Below are 19718 nucleotides of genomic sequence, written 5' to 3' on the forward strand. Positions count from 1 at the left end.
AATATAGAGTCTTAAGTATAACAGTAAATAAAAAAGAAGTATTATTTTTATTCAGAAAGCATTCAAATGTTTGAAAATCATAACTTTAGAGATTTAACAATTCCTTATTTGAGGAATAGTTTTATTGCATTTTATTTTTAAAAATAGGATGGCGCTTTCAACAAGGATGATCCAAATGAAAATTAAAATATTAACACTTGTTTGTACTTTAGCATTAGCTGCTTGTGGGAGTGATAATGATGATGATACAAATCCAACAAATCCAACAAATCCAACAAATCCAACAAATCCAACAAATCCAACAAATCCAACAAATCCAACAAATCCAACAACAGATGAAACAGCAAAAGCACTGATCAATGAAGTTAGTGGAATTGTTCTCCGAGAATCTTTAGGAGATGGTTTAATTGACTCTTTGGTATATGGAACAGATGAAATATTGGATAATAATATCAAGTGTGAATCTGGCTCATATCAAAAAACAGCCAATACGGTCACTTTAAATAAATGTGTTGGTGTTTTTGAAGTTGAAGGTAAGGGGAGTGCTTCTGGTGTTATTAAGTTTAAGCAAATCAATGATCATAGTCGTGATTATGAATTTAACGACTTGAATGTTTCATTTGCAGATGGAGAAAATCAGGTCATTAATGGTGGGCTGAATGTCAATGATTTACCTTCCGTAGCGACAATCACAGTAAATCAAATTAAAGCAGTGATCAAACAATTTGATCAAAGTAAAAAACTTAGAACAGTCAACTATGCGGTTGATAACTATAAACTTGTTTGGTCAGCACAAGATGCCACAAATGTTAAATTACAATTGAGTGGTAAAATTGCTGCAACAGGTGGTGAAAATGGTGACTTTAGCGTCGCTTATGACAATACTAATCAGCCATTCTTTGTTAAAAAAGATGCAAAAAATGATGATATTGTTTCTTCGCCATATAGCGGTGTCATGACAATTATTGATACCAAAGACAATAAAAATATTACGACAATTTCAGCTTTAAATGATCAGACTGCACAATATAAAGCAGTTTTAAATAATAAGGTCTTATTTGATGAAACAAAAAAATGGTCTGAAATTTTAGAGTATTAATATCATCATTTGACCTAAACTATTTGGCTTTTAAGTTATTTGTTTTTTAAATTTATGCTGTGCTCCAGACACAGCATTTTTTTATGTGAAAATTAAAGGTGAATCATAAATGTTAATTATAGAAATTAAGGCATAAATAGCCAAAATAAATATAATTTTAGAAAATTTAGCAAAATGTTTGTAATCGATAAACATTATTTGTAAGCATAAAATATTTTTTAATCGCTTTATAACATGAAATATAAAAGAACAACGCTATAATTAGATCAATTAGAAACTTTAGGTATTCGTATGCGCGGTCTTTATCTCATTACCAATGATGATCCAATTGAACTTTTATTGGCAAAGCTTGAAGGTGCAATGTCAACTTATGAAGTGGCAGTGTTGCAATATCGCCGTAAAAAAGTGGCAAAACAAGATCAGGACTATGAAATCGAATATATGAAGTCGATGTGTGCGCAATATAAAGTGCCTTTTGTGATCAATGATGACTTGGAAGCCGCAGTAAAATATGGCGTAGGCGTACATCTGGGGCAGGGTGATGGCTCAATTGTTGATGCTGTTGCTCGTTTACCCAAAAATGTCTTGATTGGTCGTAGTTGTAATAATTCGATAGAGCTTGCTGAACAAGCCATTGCTGATGGTGCAAACTATGTGGCTTTTGGTGCAATTTATGCGACTGAAACCAAGCCTGAAGCAGGCAATATTGGCTTGGAAACTTTAAAACAAGCCCAAGCAAAATTTGATGTGCCAATTTGTGCGATTGGTGGTTTAACTGTTGAAAATTCAAGTGAAGTGATTGATGTAGGTGCCGACCTTTGTGCTGTGATTAGTGATATATTGGGACAGTCGTTATCAGGCGTTACTGTGCGTACCCACGAATGGGCTGATTTATTTGCATCAAAAGCATAAGCTTTTTTGAATGCCGTTCTATTTTTAAGTTGAGCATTTCCATGACTTTATCTGCTAAGCAAGAACAATTGTTTAAACAAGCAAGCAAACATATTCCAGGTGGAGTGAACTCTCCTGTACGTGCCTTTAATGGTGTCGGTGGTACGCCAGTTTTTATTGAAAAAGCCAAAGGTGCTTATTTATATGATGTCGATGGCAAGCGTTATGTCGACTATGTGGGTTCATGGGGACCGATGATTTTAGGGCATGCACATCCTGACATTATCAAAGCTGTACAAGATGCTGCTGTCGATGGTTTAAGTTTTGGTGCGCCGACTGTGCACGAAACCACATTGGCAGACATTATCTGTGAAATCATGCCTTCGATTGAGTTGGTGCGTATGACCAACTCAGGAACGGAAGCGACCATGACCGCAATTCGTCTGGCGCGTGGCTATACTGGACGTGACAAAATTGTCAAATTTGAAGGCTGTTATCATGGGCATTCAGATTCATTGCTGGTAAAAGCAGGTTCAGGTCTGTTGACAAGCGGTGAAGGCGAAGCGACTTCTGCGGGTGTTCCTGCTGATTTTGCCAAGCACACTTTAACTTTGCCATACAATGATATTGCCACTTTAAAAGAATGCTTTGCCAAGTTTGGTGCTGAAATTGCAGGGGTGATTGTTGAACCTGTCGCGGGTAACATGAATCTGGTTAAACCAATTGATGGTTTCTTACAAGCCATTCGTGATGTGTGTGACGAACATGGTTCTGTTTTTATTATTGATGAAGTAATGACAGGTTTCCGTGTGGGTCTGGGCGGTGCGCAGGCACATTATGGTGTGACACCTGACTTAACCACTTTGGGCAAAATCATTGGTGCAGGTCTGCCAGTAGGTGCCTTTGGTGGTAAACGTGAAGTGATGGAATGCATTGCACCTTTGGGTAAAGTTTACCAAGCAGGTACATTGTCAGGTAATCCATTGGCGATGCGTGCAGGGATTGAAATGTTTAAACATTTACGCCAAGACGGCTTTTATGAAAACATTACTGCACAACTCGAAAAACTACTTATAGGGTTACAGGTTGCTGCGAATGAAGCAGGTATTGCCTTTAAAACTCAGCAAGTGGGTGCGATGTTTGGTTTGTACTTTACAGATCAAGAAGATATCACAAGCTTTGACTCGATGTTGAAATGTGATGTCGATGCTTTCCGTAAGTTCTTCCACGGTATGTTAAAACGTGGTGTCAATCTTGCGCCATCGGCTTTTGAAGCGGGCTTTATTTCGGCTGCACATAATGATGAAGATATTCAATTTACTATTGATATGGCAAAAGAAGTCTTTGCAGAAATGAAAGCTTAATACCTCTCCCTAACCCTCTCCTGAAAAGAGAGGGAACTCCTTAAATTTTGAATAGGAATGAACGGATGCAAACCAAACATTATTTAACTTTGGCAGATGGCGAGTTTTTGTTGGATCATGCACATCAATATGCGGTTCAAAAACAATTTAATGTCAGTATTGTCATTGTGGATGAAACAGGGACTTTACTTGCAATGAAGCGTATGGATGGCGCTGCACCCATGACCGCAAACCTTGCTTTGGAAAAAGCCAAATGTTCTGCAATCAGCCGTAAATCTTCAGGTCTATTTGAAAATTTAATTAAAAATGGTCAAATGGGTTTTCTGACCATGGAAACTTTTTCAGGGATGCTAGAGGGTGGCGAGCCTATTTTATATGAAGGGCAGTTGGTTGGTGCTGTCGGTGTTTCAGGTGTGAAATCATTTGAAGATGCAGAGATTGCGTTATATGCAATTCAAAATTTCTTAGCTCAGTTTTCTTCATAAATTAAATGATTTATGCTGTTAAAATGAGGTAGATTGTATCTCACTGCAATCTATCTTATTCAAATAAAAATAAAGGAATTTCTCAGTTCATTAACTATACTCAAACTTTTATTATTCAGTTATACTAAATAGAGATGTTAGTTAATTTTGTTTTAATTTTATTGTAAATCTGGTCACATTCTTGGTTTTGATTGCTATATATATCAATAATTGCTTGAAAATTAGATTTGGAAATCATTAAATAAATTGCTACATTGATAGGATAAAATAAAAAACCATGGGGATGGGGATTGTATGCGCAATAAAATTTATTCAGAAAAACGTCGTAAAATTTATAGATTACTCAACCAAGTTCTGAAAAATTCCTTGTTTACAAAACTTATCCATAAGGATCAAAAACATCAGGATTTAGAAACAGATACATTAACAGGTGTATACAACCAGTTTGCAATTAATCAATTTTTAAAGGAGTTACATCCACAAGAATTGATTCAATACGGGATTATTCTTTTTAATATTGATAATTTTAATAAATTAAATGAAGAATATAATCAAAAAGTTGCCAATGAAGTTTTGGTTTCGGTTGCTTATCAACTGAGTCACAATATTCGTGATACGGACTTGGTTGGGCGTTTCAGTGATTCAGAATTTATTTTGATTTTAAATGATATTAATCAACCACAAATAGCCCAAATTGCCGAGCGTTTACTTGGTGTGATTAAGAGTCATCCAATTAAAATAAAAAATAAATTGATTCATGCTGAATTAAGTTATGGAATGTCAGTCTCTGAACAAAATGTAAAAAGTCATGAGGTTTTACAACAAGCAGATCAAAATCGTTTTGAAATACAGGCTCAAGGCTTCCATTCAGGCTCACAAAGTTTATCTTAATGAAAGTATAGATATTCCTGTTTTTAAAGAAAAAATAGGAATATCCATTGCCTGAAAATATAAAATCGTCTAGGAGCGATTACTTCTACGAGCCATGGTTTTTTCGTCATTAGCATTTAAAATTTTTAAAACTTGACCATCAGTGGTGTGCAAAATGGCTTGTTGATCGGTGTAAACGGTTCCATCTTTTGCTTTTGCAGTTTTATTTGTTGGTGGTGTAAACAGCCAAGTTTCTTGATTTTTAATTAGGGGATGAAGCAAAAAATTAAATTCTGTTCCTTGAGGATAATCAATACCGCCAAAATGTAAATCTTTGGCAAGTGTGCCATTTTCGATGCCTAATAATTGATGATTTTTATCTAAATAAATATTTGCCCACTCAACCGAAATATTTTTGTAGTGCGTTAACGGATTTCTGATTTGCCAAGTATCTTGAGCAATAAATCCATCGGGGTATTTTGAATATTTACTACGTTGAATATCAGCTCCAGCTTGCAAGGTAATTTGTTTGAGTTTGATAGGATTTGCTAAAATACAAAATTCTAAGCCAGAAATATTTGCTTGTTCATCTAAATAAACTTTTATGTAATTTTCAAGTTTGCATTGCCAGCCCTCGATTTGATCAACTCCTTTACCACGCAAGGTAATTGAACGATCATCAAACATTTCTAATTCATAGCCTCTAGGAATTTGTATATTATTAATTTGAAAATTACCAAAAGCGACGGGTGTTGGAAATGTTGCCTCACGAAAAGATTCTTGGTTGTTGGCTTCAAATAAATAAAGTTCTGTGCCTGTTGGCATAGAAATACCTAAAATATTTTGTGGTGAAGTTAATGTTTGATAAGTTGCTTCATGATCAGTTTTAACTTCAAGTTGCGCTTTCTTAACCAGAAAAAATAAACCTATACTGAGCAATACGCATAAGCAACTTGTGACAAAAAGTGATTGTAGGAAAATATTACCATTTTTGAGTTTGGTACGGCATTGTGCGCTAAAAATAAGTCCGATTGCAAATAAGCAAAAAACCAAGCTGCCTATTGCTGCAATAAAAAAAATCCATAAATAGCTAAAAGAAAAAGGAATCATATTTAAATATATTTGGAATTATGCAGGATATTCTATAAGTATCCTGCATATCTTTAAATGATTAATCAAATATTTTGTGAATCGCTTGGAACGGTAAAGTCACAACATCAAATGCCACAGCAAAAGGGAATAACATTAATTTATTGGCTGTGTTGCTACCGACTTCAGAATAGTCTTTCTCTTGTTGTTGCGTATAAATGCTTATACGATAAGGCTTACTGAGCGCTTTAAAAGAATCACGGTTGGTTGCAGCGGGATATACGACTCCAGCAAGTTTAATGTCAAAGCAAAAGCGTTGAGCCTCCATACGTTTATCGCTTGAATTGGTACATTCTTCAGCACCATTTTCAATAAAAAATTCACGGTCAGCTTTGCTTACATCTTCGGCAAGTTTGACATAGGAAAGTTCCACAGTTCCCACAAATTTTCCATCATTTTTAGGTGAGGAAAAATCTAAAGAACGTTTGATTTGTATATTTTTAGGATCAAGTGCAGAAATTACTTTTGCAAATCGATTTCCACCATGTGTTAAAACATAACTATATTGTTGTCCAACAATAACGATACTGTCTTGGGGTAGGTTTGCTAAAGGTTGCGATGGTTTACCAAAAGCGATGACATAATCTTCAATTAAGGTTTTTTGCACTGTTTGTATGCGTATACCATCATCTTTTTCTAAAAGTGTTTTTGTAGCACATCCTGTCGTAAAAAGGACAGCGGTACTTAAAGCGAGGGGAAGGAAAGGGTTTTTGAGTGCTGTAAGCATTTTTATACTCATTGATTATTTTCAATTTAGTTTATAGCATTTAAGTTATATCGCGTTAAGTTTATAAGATGCCAAAATTATCGATAATTTTTCTAATTTTGAGATGTATTTATCATTTTTCATGGTGTGGGTTGGCAAAATATAATGATTGAATATCTTTAATTTAAGTTTTTAATGTGTTGGATGAATGTTTATGGTCTTGGAAGCATGATATTTTTTGTTCTAAAGTCTTGCACTATTGCAAAGAAATCTTTTTTAAATTCGATTGAATTAAAGTTTTTGGGTAGTTTGAAATTTGGATCATGAAGTTGGGTAATGATTAAATCACAATAGTACTGATGTAACTCATTAAGTGTTAAGCGTTTTACAAGCAATGGATTGATATATAATCTAAAAATAATCGAAGATTCCCATTTACCATCCCAGTTTTTATGTTTTTCCAAATACATTTTTTTATAAACTTTCTGATCTTCACCTTCTTCTTCATACACACTGATTGGCACAATAATCGTACCTGTAATTCTTCCACCATATTGTTTGTGACGTAGTGTTCTTGCATAATTATTTCTAAATTGTTGATTGATCTGAAACAATTTTTCCATGTAATCAGCATCATTTGTATATGATGTTGTACCGATATGCATTTTTATTTTCATCATGTTAAGGTTTTCAATATTCTAAACATATTTTTTAGAAAGATAACAATATTGAAATTGTTTGGCGGTCTAAAAGCTTATTCTACTTTTAGATTGTGTCAATTAGAGCAATCAATCGAAAAAACGAAAATATTCATTGTATTTTTAAGCTAAGATTCTTATCATTGCCTGCTTGTTTGCACGATCAGCGGAATTGAACCTTGAGTAATTTTCTAACCGAACACCTGATACATCGTGATGAAGATTTTATGGTGATTGCAAAGCCAGCGGGTATTCTCACTGTTCCGGGCAAAACAGAAGATTTACAAGATTGTGTGATTAATCGTTTATTAAAGATAGAACCAAAAACATTACTTATCCATCGTTTAGATCGTGATACATCAGGTATTTTAGTCTTTGCTTTGTCTCGTTGGGGACAAAAAAGTATTTCCCGTCAGTTTCAAGAACGCCAAACGTCAAAAACTTATCAAGCTGTGGTTGCTGGGCATTTAGTCGGGCAAGGCACAATTGATGTTCCTGTTGTTTATGACCCAGAACACCCTCCTTTGCATATTGCAGACCCTCAAAATAATAAACCTGCGTTAACAGAGTGGCAAAGCATTGAGCATTTTGAAATACAAGGTCAAGCTGTAACACGAGTAAAATTAACGCCGATTACAGGACGTTCACATCAGCTTAGAGTACATATGCAGTTTTTAGGACATCCTATTATTGGCGATACTTTATATGCAACGCCAGAACAACAAATATTAATGCCGCGTTTATGTTTACATGCGGAACAGTTGAGTTTTCATCATCCTAAAACAGAGGAGGATGTACAATTTTATTGTCCAGTTCCGTTTTAACTTGGTTTTATTAACAAAGATTGAATGTGCTCATTATTTTGGTGAGCTTTGTGTCAAAAAGTATTGCTTAATGGGGTTAAACTTTGTTCAAATATTCTCCTAATTTGAGCAACTGTTTTTCAGTCCTAACATGAGATAAAGGTGGAAAAATTGCAACAATTTGCTATAGGTCAACGTTGGTTATCAGATACAGAAACAGAACTTGGTCTGGGAGTATTGATTGATGTCGATGAGCGTTCAATCAGTATATTGTTTCCCAAAAGTGATGAAACTCGTGTATATGCACGCAATAATGCTCCTTTATCTCGTATTATTTTTAATGTAAACGATGAGCTTCAAGATCAGGAAGGCACTACATGGTCAGTAGAGTCACTTGAAGACCGTCATGGCGTCTTACGTTACAATGTGATTCGTACGTTGGCAGATGGCACAGAAGAACGCAAATCTTTAAATGAAACGCGTATTGGAGCTTCTATTCAGTTATCTAAACCACTGGATCGTTTGCTTGCAAGCCAAATTGATTATAAAGAATGGTATGACTTACGCATTGAAGCAATGCAAATGCAAGCAGGAATGCAAACCTCTCCATTACGAGGCATGATTGGTGCACGTGTTGGTTTGATTCCACATCAATTTTATATTGCCCATGAAGTGGGTAAGCGTTTTGCACCACGTGTACTCCTTGCCGATGAAGTTGGTTTGGGGAAAACCATTGAAGCAGGTTTGATTATTCATCAACAGTTAAAAACAGGTCGTTCTGAACGTATTCTGATTTTAGTGCCAGATTCTTTGCAGTATCAGTGGATGATTGAAATGCGTCGTCGTTTCAATTTGAATTTTTCTTTATTTGATTTGACGCGTACTGCTTCGATTAAAGAGCATGATCCTGAACTGAATCCGTTCTTAACTGAACAATGCATCATTGCTTCTGTTGACTTGATGATTGACCATGATGATTTGCGTGAGCAAGCACTTGAAGCAGGTTTTGATCTTTTAGTGGTCGATGAAGCCCATCATTTGATGTGGAGCGAAGAAGAAGGCGGTAATGACCGTTATGACCTAGTTGAAGAATTTGCTGAAAAAACAGCTGGCGTGTTGTTATTGACTGCGACACCTGAACAATTAGGCGTAGAAAGTCATTTTGCGCGTTTACGTTTGCTTGATCCACAACGTTTTAGCTCACTTGATCGTTTCTTAGATGAAGAAGAGCAATATCATCACACTGCAAAAATTGCTGAAGTGTTGATGTCTGATTTACCATTAGAAGCTGAACATTTTACTGCAATTGAAAAGCTCTTAGGTCATGCAATTGAAGATCAACCTGAGCAACGTTTCCGTGCTATTCATGAGTTGTTAGACCGTCATGGTACAGGGCGTATTTTATTCCGTAATACTCGTGAAGCAATTCAAGGTTTCCCTGGTCGTGATTGTCAGCCTGCGCCATTACCTGCACCAGAAAATTGGTCTAAAGATGGTAAATTGCGTGAGCAAATGTGGCCTGAAGAAGCACAACTTGATGGTGCTTGGATGGAAACAGATCCGCGTGTATCTTGGATTATGGAGATGCTACGTACGCAGTTAAAACATAAGAAAGTTTTACTTATTGCACGTAGTGGTCCTGTGGTTGAAGCTTTAGAAAATGCTTTGCGTATTCATGCGGGTATTCGTACAGCAATGTTCCATGAGGGAATGAGTCTGCTTGAGCGTGACCAAGCAGCAGCTTATTTTGCTGAAGACTCATATGGAGCGCAAATTTTACTTTGTTCTGAAATTGGTTCAGAAGGGCGTAACTTCCAATTTGCTTCAGATTTAATTTTATTTGACTTGCCAGCAAATCCAGATGTACTGGAGCAGCGTATTGGTCGTTTAGATCGTATTGGTCAAGAAAATCGTATTCAGATTCATGTACCTTATTTGGTTGGAACAGCACAAGAACGTATGTTCCGTTGGTACAACGAAGCATTGAATATTTTTAGTAATATTTCTCCAACAGCACAAACCTTGCAAGAAAACTTTATTGTTGACTTAAAAGATTGTTTATTGGCAGATAAAGGTCAAGATTTTGAAGACTTGCTTGAAGCTGTTAATGTTCAACGCCAAGCACTTGAAAATGAGTTACAAGAAGGTCGTGACCGCTTGTTAGAATACAACTCTTGTCGTCCTATGGTTGCACAAGAAATTGTCAATGCGCTTGAAGACTATGATGACAATACATTGTTACCAATGTTTATGAAGCGTTTTATGGCATCTACAAACATTGATTTTGATGAGCAAAGCAATGGCACTGTGATCATTAAGCCAACAGATCAAATGCAAGTGCAAGGTTTAGACCTTGATGAAGAAGGCATGACCGTAACTTTCTATCGTGATCAAGCACAAATTCGTGAAGATGCACAATACATCACTTTAGAGCATCCATTTACTGAAAGTGTGATGGAAATGATTCGTACACAATCATTTGGTAGTACGAATGTTGCCTTGCTTAAATCGGCTGCTTTACCACAAGGTTCTGTTTTGCTTGAAGTGTGGTTTAAAGTCGATGTAGTTGCACCAAAAGCTTTAAATTTACCTTCGAGTTTGCCAACACAACTTATTCGTGTGTTATTAAGTGAAAAAGGTCAGGATTTATCGAATAAAATCGCACCTGAAATTTTAAAACCTTATTTACATCATTTAGATAGCAATAGTTGTCGTCAAGTGGTGAAAGCACGTCGAGAAGTCGTTGAGCAACGCTATACGCAAGCACTTGAAATTGCAAGAGGCGCATTGCCAGAGCTAAAACAACAAGCTAAAGAAATTTATGGTAGCAAATGGCAATATGAAATTGATCGTTTAACTTATTTGAAACAGTTCAATCCAAGCATTCGTGAAGATGAAATTGCACGTTTACAAAAACTACAAAAAGAAGGTTTGGAATTGTTAGAAGGGTTGGCGGTTACACCAGAAGCGATTCAAGTCTTAGTGGTTGTTAAACCTTAATTTCTATATCAATTAAAGCTCCTTCGGGAGCTTTTTTTACCATTGAAATAATCAAATGACCTTAGACAGAGAGGCAGATGATTTAAGAATGGGGGAGATCTTTTTTTAGTTGGCGTACTGAAGGAATGCTGGTATAGCGTAAAACTTGATAGCCAGCTTGATGAAACATCGCATCTCGTTCAGCATCTCGTTTTTCTTGACCAATATGACTTGGATCATCAAGTTCAATAATACTCAGTACACGAAAGCTTTGATCTAAAATAACAAAGTCAGTAACTTTGCGATTAAAACGAGATCTTAGTTTATATTCATTTGCGGTAATGAGCGCACTAAAAGCCACTTGTGCTAAGACATGATATTGAGGGAAAGCTTCTTTTAAACGTAGAAACATTTTCTGCTCAAAAGCAGTAATGACAGGTTTGGAATAATATTCCTTTTTGCGAAACAAATTTTGACCAAAGCAAATAACTAAAAAGGCGATGAGTGCAAGACACCCAATGATAAAAAACAAAGTCTCATGTGAATTAAACATAAATACATTCATTTCAAAAGAAAAAGCCCACTTCGTTATGAGTGGGCTTTTTGGAATTTGGCTCTCCAACCTGGGCTCGAACCAGGGACCTGCGGATTAACAGTCCGTCGCTCTACCGACTGAGCTATTGGAGAATCTGGAACGCATTTTAGTGATGAAAGGCAGTATGGTCAAGAGGCAAATGTAATATTTATGAGGAATAAAGTTTGTTTGGTATAAAATTAACCATTTATCGTGTTTTGTGGCAAAAATATTGAAAATAATGTGTTTGATTTAGTGAAAATTGAGGGGTCTATGCTCTATTTTTTATTTTTACAAATTTTCAATATGGTCAGCAAGACTATGATTTTGCTGAGATGAAATTAATAAATAACCCAGTAAATCTAATTCAAGGCGTTGTTCAAGACTTAAAAAATTGCTGAAATCAAAATCTGGGTTTTGATGATAGGACTGAATGAATAAGTCTCGTTCAAATAGTGGTAGGGCATAGAGTATTGAAAGCAATGTTACAGCTTGGAAGTGGGAATCTTTGGGTAAAAAGAATAAAGAAATCGCATGATGTTGATATACTTTTTGCTGAGTTAAACTCAATTTTTCATCTATGTGTTTTTGATCAAGGTGTAATATCACGGTGGCTTGGAAAAAGTTAATATCTTCTACTTGAATATTCGTTTGTGCGATGTCTTCAAGTGGAATATCCAAATGATGAAATAAAGTTCTCACCTCAAATCGTTGTTTTGAAATACGTAGATAAGGTTTGCCAAAACGAATTAAAAATAAAAGATAATATATTGAAATAACGACAAGCAAAAAGCCAATCAGTGCTGCAATTAAACTTAGTAATGGTTTTTGGTATCGTAATTCATTAAATATAAAATAAAAAACAAATACAAAAATATATAATCCTAAAAAACTGAAAATAATTGTGGAGAGTTGAGTTTTAAATAGAATGCTTGTCTTGATATTCATATTGAAATAGAGATTATTACCTGAATTGGGTTGTTATTGTTGAAAATAGATGGTTGCTTTTACTAGCTGAACTTAAGTGCTTTTAATTTGATTTCAAGGTCATTTTAATATGATTTCCTATTAAAATGACATTATTTTCTTGATAGTATTTTAGATCTTTTTCGGATAAGTATTCATTTAGGTTAGGTTTTTCACCCTGATTCCATTGTTGGATAATAGTTTGACGTTGTTGCGTGTTCATGCGTTTAAGCACTGTGATCCATGTAGCAAAATCTAGGTTAATGGATGCATAGCTTTCAGGGAAAATTCGAATACGTAATATTTCTGTGTATTTTCCATAACCTGTTTTATGTTGCGCTTGAATATCCCAATCATTCAGTACTAAGTCACATATTGATTGACCAGAAATAGTATGTAATTTTAGGTTCGTAGAAATAATATCGATAAATTTAATATATTCAGATTTTTTCCATATTCCTTCATGATAAATGGCTTCAGGTGTAATTTTTAAGTGTGGTGTCTTGATTTTAAATAAACGATAAGTTGCAAAGCAAAGCATATAGATCATATAGCCAAAAAATAAGGCGAGTACTGTATATATAATGCTTTGATGTGCAATTGCATTTACAGTCATAATAAATGTTGCAAAGCTAAAAATTAAAATAAAAAATGGAAGAAAAAATTTATTTAGATTTTTTTTCTTTAAATAAAAGAGATGATAATTTTCTGGCATATTTATGTTTTAATCAATTTATTGATGATGTGATTTTAAATCATAAAATAAAAAAAGCCCACTTCGCAATGAGTGGGCTTTTTAGAATCTGGCTCTTCCACCTGGGCTCGAACCAGGGACCTGCGGATTAACAGTCCGTCGCTCTACCGACTGAGCTATGGAAGAATAGATGGCTCTCCAACCTGGGCTCGAACCAGGGACCTGCGGATTAACAGTCCGTCGCTCTACCGACTGAGCTATTGGAGAATCTGATGCGCATTTTAGGGATGAAATGGCAACTCGTCAATAAGATAATGTAAAGAAATGAATTGTTTGCTTTATTAATATGCGTTTTTTGGAAAAAATTTTAAAAAATACGAATTTTGTTGTTTAAATAGGCGATTTTCACTATGCAAGATCATGAAAAATATCCATATTTGCAATGAAAATGGATGGTTACAGGTTTCAATTATTTTTGAATAAAGTGTATACATACTTAATATAAGCATGAGAGCTTAGTAGTCTGGAAGCGTAAAATTAAACGTCACAATATAAAAAACCTCCATAATCAATATGGAGGTTTTATTTTTGAATAAACCATTAGTTGTTTAAGTCAAACCAGATGAATTGACTGTTTTCATTGGCATTGAGCATTGCATCTTCATCAAAAAGATAAGCATCGCCTGCCTTCAAAGTTTGCCCTGCGATATCAATCTCACCTTCAATGACATGTACATAGTTAAATTTTTGAGTTGCTTTAACCTCAAGTGTATGACCTTTTTCCAAATAAGCAGCTTTAATTTCAGCATCTTGACGGATATGCATTGGTGCATTGTCATTTGGTCCCACAATTAATTGCCATTGGTTGGGCGTTTTACGTGGGTCACGTTCAATTTGTTGATAATTTGGCTCTGCATTTTGTACATTCGGCATTACCCAGATTTGCAGCATATGTACAGCTTCATCGCCTTGATTGACTTCACTGTGTTGTACGCCTGTACCAGCACTCATTAATTGCCATTCACCTGCATTGATATGACGCTCATTGCCCATACTATCTTTGTGTGAAATTGTGCCTTTGAGTACACAAGTCAAAATCTCCATATTGTCATGTGGATGTGTACCAAATCCATTATGTGCTGCAATGGTATCGTCATTGATAACACGTAATGAACCAACACCCATATATTTAGGGTTATACCAACTACCAAACGAAAAACTATGTTTGGTATCTAACCAACCTGCTTTGACATGACCACGATCTTCACTACGATGTAGAAATGTATTCATGATGAAACTCCAAATTTTTATTTTTTAACTTGAGTTCATATTAGCTTTCTAGAATATGGATTAAAACCTTAAAGTAGCAACGTATTGTTGTGTATTTGGAACGATGAAAGGAATTGATGAACAGCATTTATGGAACAATAAATAAAAGCTAAAATTTAAATTATTCAGTTAAATTCAGTGCTTGAAAAATCATTTGCATACCTTCTAGCGCGCCGTATTCTAAAGAAATACCTTGTGCTGATGAGAATTGTGCTTCTCTAGGATTAATTCGAATGACAGCAGGAGCAAAACGTTCACTAAAATAACGTACCGTTGGAATTGCTGTTCCTGCACCTAGTTCAATGACTATAGGGTGATGGTATTGCGTGAGCCAAGCATTAAGATTTTGTCTTTGTTGCTGACTACGTCGCTCGATCCAATCATAATCATCAAACATCAAAATATTAGGTCGTGCTAGTGCTTGGCAGTGAGGACAGTGGGGTAACTCACCTAGCCATTCACAACGGATGTGATCAATATGTGGGTTTAATGTTTCTGTTGTCCAAATTTTTGCAGTGCATACATTTAAGCATTGTAAATGTTGAATTGAACCATGACATTCATAAATCAGATTTTCAGCAAAACCTGCTTTTTGAAATTGCCCATCCACATTTGATGTGAAAATAAAATAGGGAAGTTGCAGTATTGCACTGAGTTTTTTTAATAAATGAAAACCCTGATGCGGTATTGTCTCTTGATATAACTTTAAACGATGCCCATAAAAACCCCATGCAAGATGAGGTTGTTGTTGAAATGCGTTTGGATTTGCAATAGATGTAAATTGCATACGTTGCTTAGCTAAGGCTGGATAAGCTTGCCACATACCATGATTACCACGAAAGTCAGGCAAACCAGAATCTACGCCCATGCCAGCGCCTGCCGTGATGATTAAGCTATCTGCATGTGAAAAAAGCTTTTGTATTTTTGAGATGTGTTGAGAATTTAACATCGCATTTGAAACCTATGAAATATTTGTTAAAAATGATCGATTATTATTTGATAAGTATAGGTCAAAGCAAAATGATTTAAGATAAAAAAACCAGTGTATAACAACACTGGTTTTGAAATCATGTGAAAAATTTTTTCAACATTATTCTAAGAATTTAACCGTGACACCAGATTTCACTTTTTTACCAAGATCATTAGCATCCCAGTTGGTTAAACGAATACAGCCATGAGATGCGGTTTTTGAAATCGCAGATGGGTTTGGTGTACCGTGAATACCAAATGATTTTTTGCTTAAACCGATCCAGATATTTCCTACTGGTGCATTTGGACCAGGTGGTAAAGAAAGTGGTTTACGGTTATTTCCTTGTACAAAGTTACTTGGTGAATAGCTATACCATGGATTTGGTGCTACGCCAGTGACTTTATACGTCCCTGTTGGTGATGGTGTGTCAGAGCTACCAATCGTTGCAGGGAATGAACCTACCATCTGGTTTTGTGCATTAAACAAGTAAAGTTGTTTAGCACCTTTATGTGCCACAATGAGGTGAATGTTTTCAGGTAGTTCATTACGAATATTGGTGACAATGATTTTTTCACCAGCTTTTTTAAAGCTTGCTTTAGGATTTAGTTTCTTTAAGAAATCCTCATCCATATGAAATTTTTCACCCAACATTTCCGTCACACGCGTGTAGTACAAGCCTTTCATTTTTGCTTGTAAAGCGTAGTCATGTGGAATAGATGCAGCATAAGGACCTTTCAAGTCTGCATCTGTGATGGTGTACTCTACAAATGCAGGTTTAGCACCTTGTTTTGCAACAAGAGCATCCCAAGTTTCTTTGGTTAGTTCGCCAGTAGGTTTTAAGCCATTCATTTGTTGAAATGAAGAAATAGCTTTTAGGGTATTCATACCACTTGAACCATCAATCGCACCAGGTGAAGCATGGGCGTTGTTCAGCATAACATGCGCACGAGCATAAACAGGGAATTGACCTTTCCCAATATTTTCATACCATTCAGCATTGTTAATGCCATCTAAAGTCCATGATGCTTTAGCTGCATTTGTAGATGGAGATTTAGGCGTTGCTGTTGTTTCACTTGTGCTTGATTCAGTCGTTTTTGCACTTGGTGCAATTGCTGTATCAGCAGTCTTATCTTCAGTCTTTTCTAGGTTTTGTAGCGTTGTAGCTGCTTGGTCTAAGTCATTAAGCTCTTGTTGGGAAATTTGAGCTTCGCTAGCACTTGCTGTATTTACGGTAGATACAGCAGATGAATCAACAGCTAGAGGATCGATCGGATCTTCAACTGCTGATGATACTTTGCTTGGCTTTAAGGGTTGCTCAGCAGTTGTAGGCGCAGCAAATGCAGTACCTGTTAATATACAACTTAAACTCAAAGCAAGAATTGAGCGAACGAACATGTAATTCAACCTTAAGAATTATTCATATTGATTTATAAAAACCGAATAAGTATTGCAGAATTTAAATGTAGATGCAGTAGTTGTTTTGTGTAAATACTCGTTTTATGCAAATAAAAGCCAGCAAAAGTAAACAGAAAATTTAAGAATATGTAGAAAAATAAAATGTCGAGAAGAAAAGCTTATATTTGAAAGCTTTTTTGATATGATGAGTCAAATTGTTAAATTTGAAAATAGGAAAGTAAATGACGACCCTCAAAAATGATCGTTTTCTACGTGCCTTGTTGCGTGAACCCGTAGATACCACACCAGTATGGATGATGCGCCAAGCAGGTCGTTATCTTCCTGAGTATCGTGAGACACGAGGCAAAGCAGGTGATTTTCTTTCTTTATGTAAAAATACTGAATTTGCATGTGAAGTGACTTTACAGCCTTTACGTCGTTATGATTTAGATGCTGCGATTTTATTTTCAGATATTTTGACAATTCCTGATGCTTTGGGATTAGGTCTATACTTTGAAGTAGGTGAAGGTCCTAAGTTTCATAAGACGATTCGTAGCGAACAAGACGTTGCAAATTTACCGAAATTTAATGCAGCATCTGACTTAGATTATGTCATGAATGCAGTTTCAACTATTCGTTCTGCATTAGGTGGTCAAGTCCCTTTAATTGGTTTTTCAGGTAGTCCTTGGACTTTGGCAACCTATATGATTGAAGGTGGTTCGAGTAAAGATTTTCGCTTTACCAAGCAAATGATGTATGCCCAACCTGAAGTTTTACATGCATTATTAGACCGCTTAGCTGATGCAGTGATCGACTATTTAAATGCGCAAGTCGATGCAGGCGCACAAGCAATTCAAATTTTTGATAGTTGGGGCGGCGCGCTAGCACATCGCGAATATCTTGAGTTTTCACTTCAATATATGCAGAAAATTGTTGCAGGTTTAAAACGTGAAAATGAAGGACGTAAAGTGCCTGTCATTTTATTTACCAAAGGCGGTGGGCAGTGGTTAGAACCAATGGTTGCAACAGGTGCAGATGCTTTAGGCTTGGACTGGACAACACCTTTAAATGTAGCACGCCAAACAGTTAATGGTCGTGTGGCACTGCAAGGTAATTTAGATCCTGCAACATTATATGGTTCAGCACAAACGATTGAGAAAGCAACAAAAGCCATGCTAGACGATGCTTATGCCAACGGTGAAAAAACAGGTTATGTTGCAAACTTAGGACATGGTATTACGCAATGGGTTGACCCTGCACAACCAAAAATATTCATTGATACCGTGCATGAATATAGTGCGAAATACTTAGGATAAAACGCTTTTTTTCTCCATGTTTTATATAAAATTAAGTATTGAATTTATCATTAAGGCAGTTTCCGCTGCCTTATTTGGTATTTTATTGCTGATCGCTTTTGCACTGAGTGCAAAAATGGACAGTCATGAGTTTTATGGCTTCTTTCGTTATGATTATTTATTATTTTATGCCTTACTCATTCAAGTCTGTTTACTCTATTTAAAACTCGAATCATGGGCGGAAGCAAAAGTGATTGCTTTGTTCCATGTTATGGCAATGGTGATGGAAATTTTCCTGACTCATCCACACATTGCATCTTGGCAATATCCACAGCCTGCGGTTTTTAAAATCATGACTGTACCGTTATTTGCAGGCTTTATGTATTCGGCAGTTGGCAGTTTTTTTGCACGTTCATTAAGGCTTTATCAAGTTTCTTTTTTAAGATTGCCTAGTTTTGCCAATATGCTGAGTCTTGCATTGTTGTCTTATCTTAATTTTATGACAAAATTTTTTGTTCCAGATATACGCAATGTATTGTTTGTTTGGAGCGTCGTTATTTTTTGGAAAACAAAAATTCGCTTTCAAATACAACAATCTCAATTCCAATTACCTATGCTGCCAATTTTATTGATTTTGGCATTTATCATTTGGATTGCTGAAAATATCAGTACTTTTTATAAAATTTGGTTATATCCAAGTCAGGTCGATGCATGGCATATGGTGGGGTGGGGTAAGCTTGGTTCTTGGTATTTATTGCTCTTGCTCAGTCTGGTGCTAGTCTTACGAATTTTAGGGCACAGAGCCGATACAGGGCAGTGGTTATTAAAAGAGAATGAAAAATAATCAATTAAAATGGTATATTTTGATTTGCTTATCAGAATAACTGTGTTAAACATTTATACAGTGTAATCATAGTTACACAAATCCCAAGAATAAGGGAAACATTAAAAATATTGGAGAACGACATGTTAAAAAAAATCGCTTTAGCAGCCATATTGGCAACAGGATCAGTTTCAGCTTTTGCAGATAGCGATGTAGGTTGTGGTCTAGGTTCTCAAGTTTGGGAAGGACAGTCTGGAAAAATTCCTAAAATTTTAGCTGCAACAACCAATGGTTTGTTTGCAAACCAATTATTTGGTATCACATTTGGTACACTAGGTTGTAGTGGTACAGGTGCTGTGACTGCTCAGGCAGTGACATTTACCAATGAAAATGCTGAATCACTTGCACGTGATATGGCAGTTGGTGAGGGTGAAAGCTTAAATGTTTTGGCTGAATTATTAAATATTAAAGCTGAGGATAAAGCGCGTTTCTTTGCAGTATCTAAACAAAATTTCTCTAAAATTTACTCAGCTGAAAATGCATCTTCAGCAGAAGTTTTAGCATCATTACAAACTGTGATGTCACAAGACGAAGCCTTAAAAGCTTACGTTTAATGTGAAGAGAAAAC

Annotated in this window: 19 protein-coding genes and 3 tRNA genes; 10 read left to right on the forward strand and 12 right to left on the reverse strand. The window is 35.7% G+C overall.

Annotated elements, in window-relative coordinates:
• The first annotated feature begins 175 nt into the window (after nt 1-175).
• From C9E89_RS23680 to C9E89_RS00635, 5 genes are all read left to right on the forward strand, one after another.
• Nucleotides 176-1099 carry a hypothetical protein gene (locus C9E89_RS23680; RefSeq protein ID WP_213069620.1) on the forward strand — a complete coding sequence of 308 codons (924 nt, stop codon included), beginning with the start codon at nt 176-178 and terminating at the stop codon, nt 1097-1099.
• Between the two features lie 291 nt (nt 1100-1390).
• Complete coding sequence (gene thiE / locus C9E89_RS00620; protein ID WP_107006504.1) at nt 1391-2011, forward strand: thiamine phosphate synthase; 621 nt, start codon at nt 1391-1393, stop codon at nt 2009-2011.
• A gap of 41 nt (nt 2012-2052) precedes the next feature.
• Nucleotides 2053-3354, forward strand: coding sequence for a glutamate-1-semialdehyde 2,1-aminomutase (hemL, locus tag C9E89_RS00625; protein WP_107006505.1), 1302 nt, complete (start codon nt 2053-2055; stop codon nt 3352-3354).
• Between the two features lie 65 nt (nt 3355-3419).
• Nucleotides 3420-3839: a GlcG/HbpS family heme-binding protein gene (locus tag C9E89_RS00630; RefSeq protein ID WP_107006506.1), complete on the forward strand. Its 420-nt coding sequence runs from the start codon at nt 3420-3422 to the stop codon at nt 3837-3839.
• Between the two features lie 294 nt (nt 3840-4133).
• A complete protein-coding gene (locus tag C9E89_RS00635; protein ID WP_107006507.1) occupies nt 4134-4730 on the forward strand; it encodes a GGDEF domain-containing protein in 597 nt (198 codons plus the stop codon).
• Nucleotides 4731-4799: 69 nt separating this feature from the next.
• On the opposite strand, the gene C9E89_RS00640 is transcribed toward C9E89_RS00635, so the two are convergent.
• The 3 genes from C9E89_RS00640 to C9E89_RS00650 all read right to left on the reverse strand — a co-directional run bounded on the left by C9E89_RS00640 (nt 4800) and on the right by C9E89_RS00650 (nt 7229).
• Nucleotides 4800-5819: a hypothetical protein gene (locus C9E89_RS00640; RefSeq protein ID WP_107006508.1), complete on the reverse strand. Its 1020-nt coding sequence runs from the start codon at nt 5817-5819 to the stop codon at nt 4800-4802.
• A 61-nt stretch (nt 5820-5880) separates the two neighbouring features.
• Nucleotides 5881-6585, reverse strand: coding sequence for a YidX family protein (locus C9E89_RS00645; protein WP_107006509.1), 705 nt, complete (start codon nt 6583-6585; stop codon nt 5881-5883).
• Between the two features lie 191 nt (nt 6586-6776).
• Nucleotides 6777-7229 carry a hypothetical protein gene (locus C9E89_RS00650; protein WP_107006510.1) on the reverse strand — a complete coding sequence of 151 codons (453 nt, stop codon included), beginning with the start codon at nt 7227-7229 and terminating at the stop codon, nt 6777-6779.
• A gap of 212 nt (nt 7230-7441) precedes the next feature.
• On the opposite strand from C9E89_RS00650, the gene C9E89_RS00655 reads away from it, so the two are divergent.
• The gene (locus C9E89_RS00655) at nt 7442-8086 is read left to right on the forward strand and encodes an RluA family pseudouridine synthase (RefSeq protein WP_107006511.1); all 645 of its coding nucleotides are present in this window, start codon (nt 7442-7444) and stop codon (nt 8084-8086) included.
• Nucleotides 8087-8227: 141 nt separating this feature from the next.
• Nucleotides 8228-11065 (forward strand): RNA polymerase-associated protein RapA, encoded by a 2838-nt coding sequence (gene rapA, locus C9E89_RS00660; protein WP_107006512.1) that lies wholly within the window; start codon nt 8228-8230, stop codon nt 11063-11065.
• 82 nt (nt 11066-11147) lie between these two features.
• Here the strand turns inward: rapA and C9E89_RS00665 are convergent, their stop codons facing one another.
• From C9E89_RS00665 to C9E89_RS00705, 9 genes are all read right to left on the reverse strand, one after another.
• The gene (locus C9E89_RS00665; RefSeq protein WP_107006513.1) at nt 11148-11597 is read right to left on the reverse strand and encodes a DUF2726 domain-containing protein; all 450 of its coding nucleotides are present in this window, start codon (nt 11595-11597) and stop codon (nt 11148-11150) included.
• Nucleotides 11598-11655: 58 nt separating this feature from the next.
• A tRNA-Asn gene (locus C9E89_RS00670) sits at nt 11656-11731 on the reverse strand.
• 178 nt (nt 11732-11909) lie between these two features.
• A complete protein-coding gene (locus C9E89_RS23210; RefSeq protein ID WP_147305702.1) occupies nt 11910-12320 on the reverse strand; it encodes a hypothetical protein in 411 nt (136 codons plus the stop codon).
• A 328-nt stretch (nt 12321-12648) separates the two neighbouring features.
• Complete coding sequence (locus tag C9E89_RS00680; RefSeq protein ID WP_147305703.1) at nt 12649-13200, reverse strand: hypothetical protein; 552 nt, start codon at nt 13198-13200, stop codon at nt 12649-12651.
• 188 nt (nt 13201-13388) lie between these two features.
• Nucleotides 13389-13464 (reverse strand) — tRNA-Asn (locus tag C9E89_RS00685).
• 5 nt (nt 13465-13469) lie between these two features.
• Nucleotides 13470-13545 (reverse strand) — tRNA-Asn (locus C9E89_RS00690).
• Nucleotides 13546-13878: 333 nt separating this feature from the next.
• On the reverse strand, nt 13879-14568 hold the full coding sequence (locus C9E89_RS00695; RefSeq protein ID WP_107006516.1) for a pirin family protein: 690 nt from the start codon (nt 14566-14568) through the stop codon (nt 13879-13881).
• Between the two features lie 160 nt (nt 14569-14728).
• On the reverse strand, nt 14729-15556 hold the full coding sequence (locus C9E89_RS00700) for an SIR2 family NAD-dependent protein deacylase (protein ID WP_107006517.1): 828 nt from the start codon (nt 15554-15556) through the stop codon (nt 14729-14731).
• 141 nt (nt 15557-15697) lie between these two features.
• Nucleotides 15698-16972: a L,D-transpeptidase family protein gene (locus C9E89_RS00705; RefSeq protein WP_107006518.1), complete on the reverse strand. Its 1275-nt coding sequence runs from the start codon at nt 16970-16972 to the stop codon at nt 15698-15700.
• 242 nt (nt 16973-17214) lie between these two features.
• On the opposite strand from C9E89_RS00705, the gene hemE reads away from it, so the two are divergent.
• The 3 genes from hemE to C9E89_RS00720 all read left to right on the forward strand — a co-directional run bounded on the left by hemE (nt 17215) and on the right by C9E89_RS00720 (nt 19704).
• Nucleotides 17215-18288, forward strand: a complete 1074-nt coding sequence (hemE, locus tag C9E89_RS00710; RefSeq protein ID WP_107006519.1) for a uroporphyrinogen decarboxylase — start codon at nt 17215-17217, stop codon at nt 18286-18288.
• A 16-nt stretch (nt 18289-18304) separates the two neighbouring features.
• A complete protein-coding gene (locus C9E89_RS00715) occupies nt 18305-19111 on the forward strand; it encodes a DUF817 family protein (RefSeq protein ID WP_107006520.1) in 807 nt (268 codons plus the stop codon).
• Nucleotides 19112-19233: 122 nt separating this feature from the next.
• The gene (locus C9E89_RS00720; protein WP_107006521.1) at nt 19234-19704 is read left to right on the forward strand and encodes a DUF3015 family protein; all 471 of its coding nucleotides are present in this window, start codon (nt 19234-19236) and stop codon (nt 19702-19704) included.
• Nucleotides 19705-19718: the final 14 nt, after the last annotated feature.

Origin of the sequence: Acinetobacter sichuanensis, assembly GCF_003024515.2 — a bacterium.
Classification (GTDB): Bacteria; Pseudomonadota; Gammaproteobacteria; order Pseudomonadales; family Moraxellaceae; genus Acinetobacter; species Acinetobacter sichuanensis.

What these genes read in the sequence shown, in the direction of transcription:
- C9E89_RS23680 (WP_213069620.1), top strand. Translation starts at nt 176, where the DNA reads ATGAAAATTAAAATATTAACACTTGTTTGTACTTTAGCATTAGCTGCT.
- thiE (WP_107006504.1), top strand. Translation starts at nt 1,391, where the DNA reads ATGCGCGGTCTTTATCTCATTACCAATGATGATCCAATTGAACTTTTA.
- hemL (WP_107006505.1), top strand. Translation starts at nt 2,053, where the DNA reads ATGACTTTATCTGCTAAGCAAGAACAATTGTTTAAACAAGCAAGCAAA.
- C9E89_RS00630 (WP_107006506.1), top strand. Translation starts at nt 3,420, where the DNA reads ATGCAAACCAAACATTATTTAACTTTGGCAGATGGCGAGTTTTTGTTG.
- C9E89_RS00635 (WP_107006507.1), top strand. Translation starts at nt 4,134, where the DNA reads ATGCGCAATAAAATTTATTCAGAAAAACGTCGTAAAATTTATAGATTA.
- C9E89_RS00640 (WP_107006508.1), bottom strand. Translation starts at nt 5,819, where the DNA reads ATGATTCCTTTTTCTTTTAGCTATTTATGGATTTTTTTTATTGCAGCA.
- C9E89_RS00645 (WP_107006509.1), bottom strand. Translation starts at nt 6,585, where the DNA reads ATGCTTACAGCACTCAAAAACCCTTTCCTTCCCCTCGCTTTAAGTACC.
- C9E89_RS00650 (WP_107006510.1), bottom strand. Translation starts at nt 7,229, where the DNA reads ATGCATATCGGTACAACATCATATACAAATGATGCTGATTACATGGAA.
- C9E89_RS00665 (WP_107006513.1), bottom strand. Translation starts at nt 11,597, where the DNA reads ATGTTTAATTCACATGAGACTTTGTTTTTTATCATTGGGTGTCTTGCA.
- C9E89_RS00680 (WP_147305703.1), bottom strand. Translation starts at nt 13,200, where the DNA reads ATGACTGTAAATGCAATTGCACATCAAAGCATTATATATACAGTACTC.
- C9E89_RS00695 (WP_107006516.1), bottom strand. Translation starts at nt 14,568, where the DNA reads ATGAATACATTTCTACATCGTAGTGAAGATCGTGGTCATGTCAAAGCA.
- C9E89_RS00700 (WP_107006517.1), bottom strand. Translation starts at nt 15,556, where the DNA reads ATGTTAAATTCTCAACACATCTCAAAAATACAAAAGCTTTTTTCACAT.
- C9E89_RS00705 (WP_107006518.1), bottom strand. Translation starts at nt 16,972, where the DNA reads ATGTTCGTTCGCTCAATTCTTGCTTTGAGTTTAAGTTGTATATTAACA.
- hemE (WP_107006519.1), top strand. Translation starts at nt 17,215, where the DNA reads ATGACGACCCTCAAAAATGATCGTTTTCTACGTGCCTTGTTGCGTGAA.
- C9E89_RS00715 (WP_107006520.1), top strand. Translation starts at nt 18,305, where the DNA reads ATGTTTTATATAAAATTAAGTATTGAATTTATCATTAAGGCAGTTTCC.
- C9E89_RS00720 (WP_107006521.1), top strand. Translation starts at nt 19,234, where the DNA reads ATGTTAAAAAAAATCGCTTTAGCAGCCATATTGGCAACAGGATCAGTT.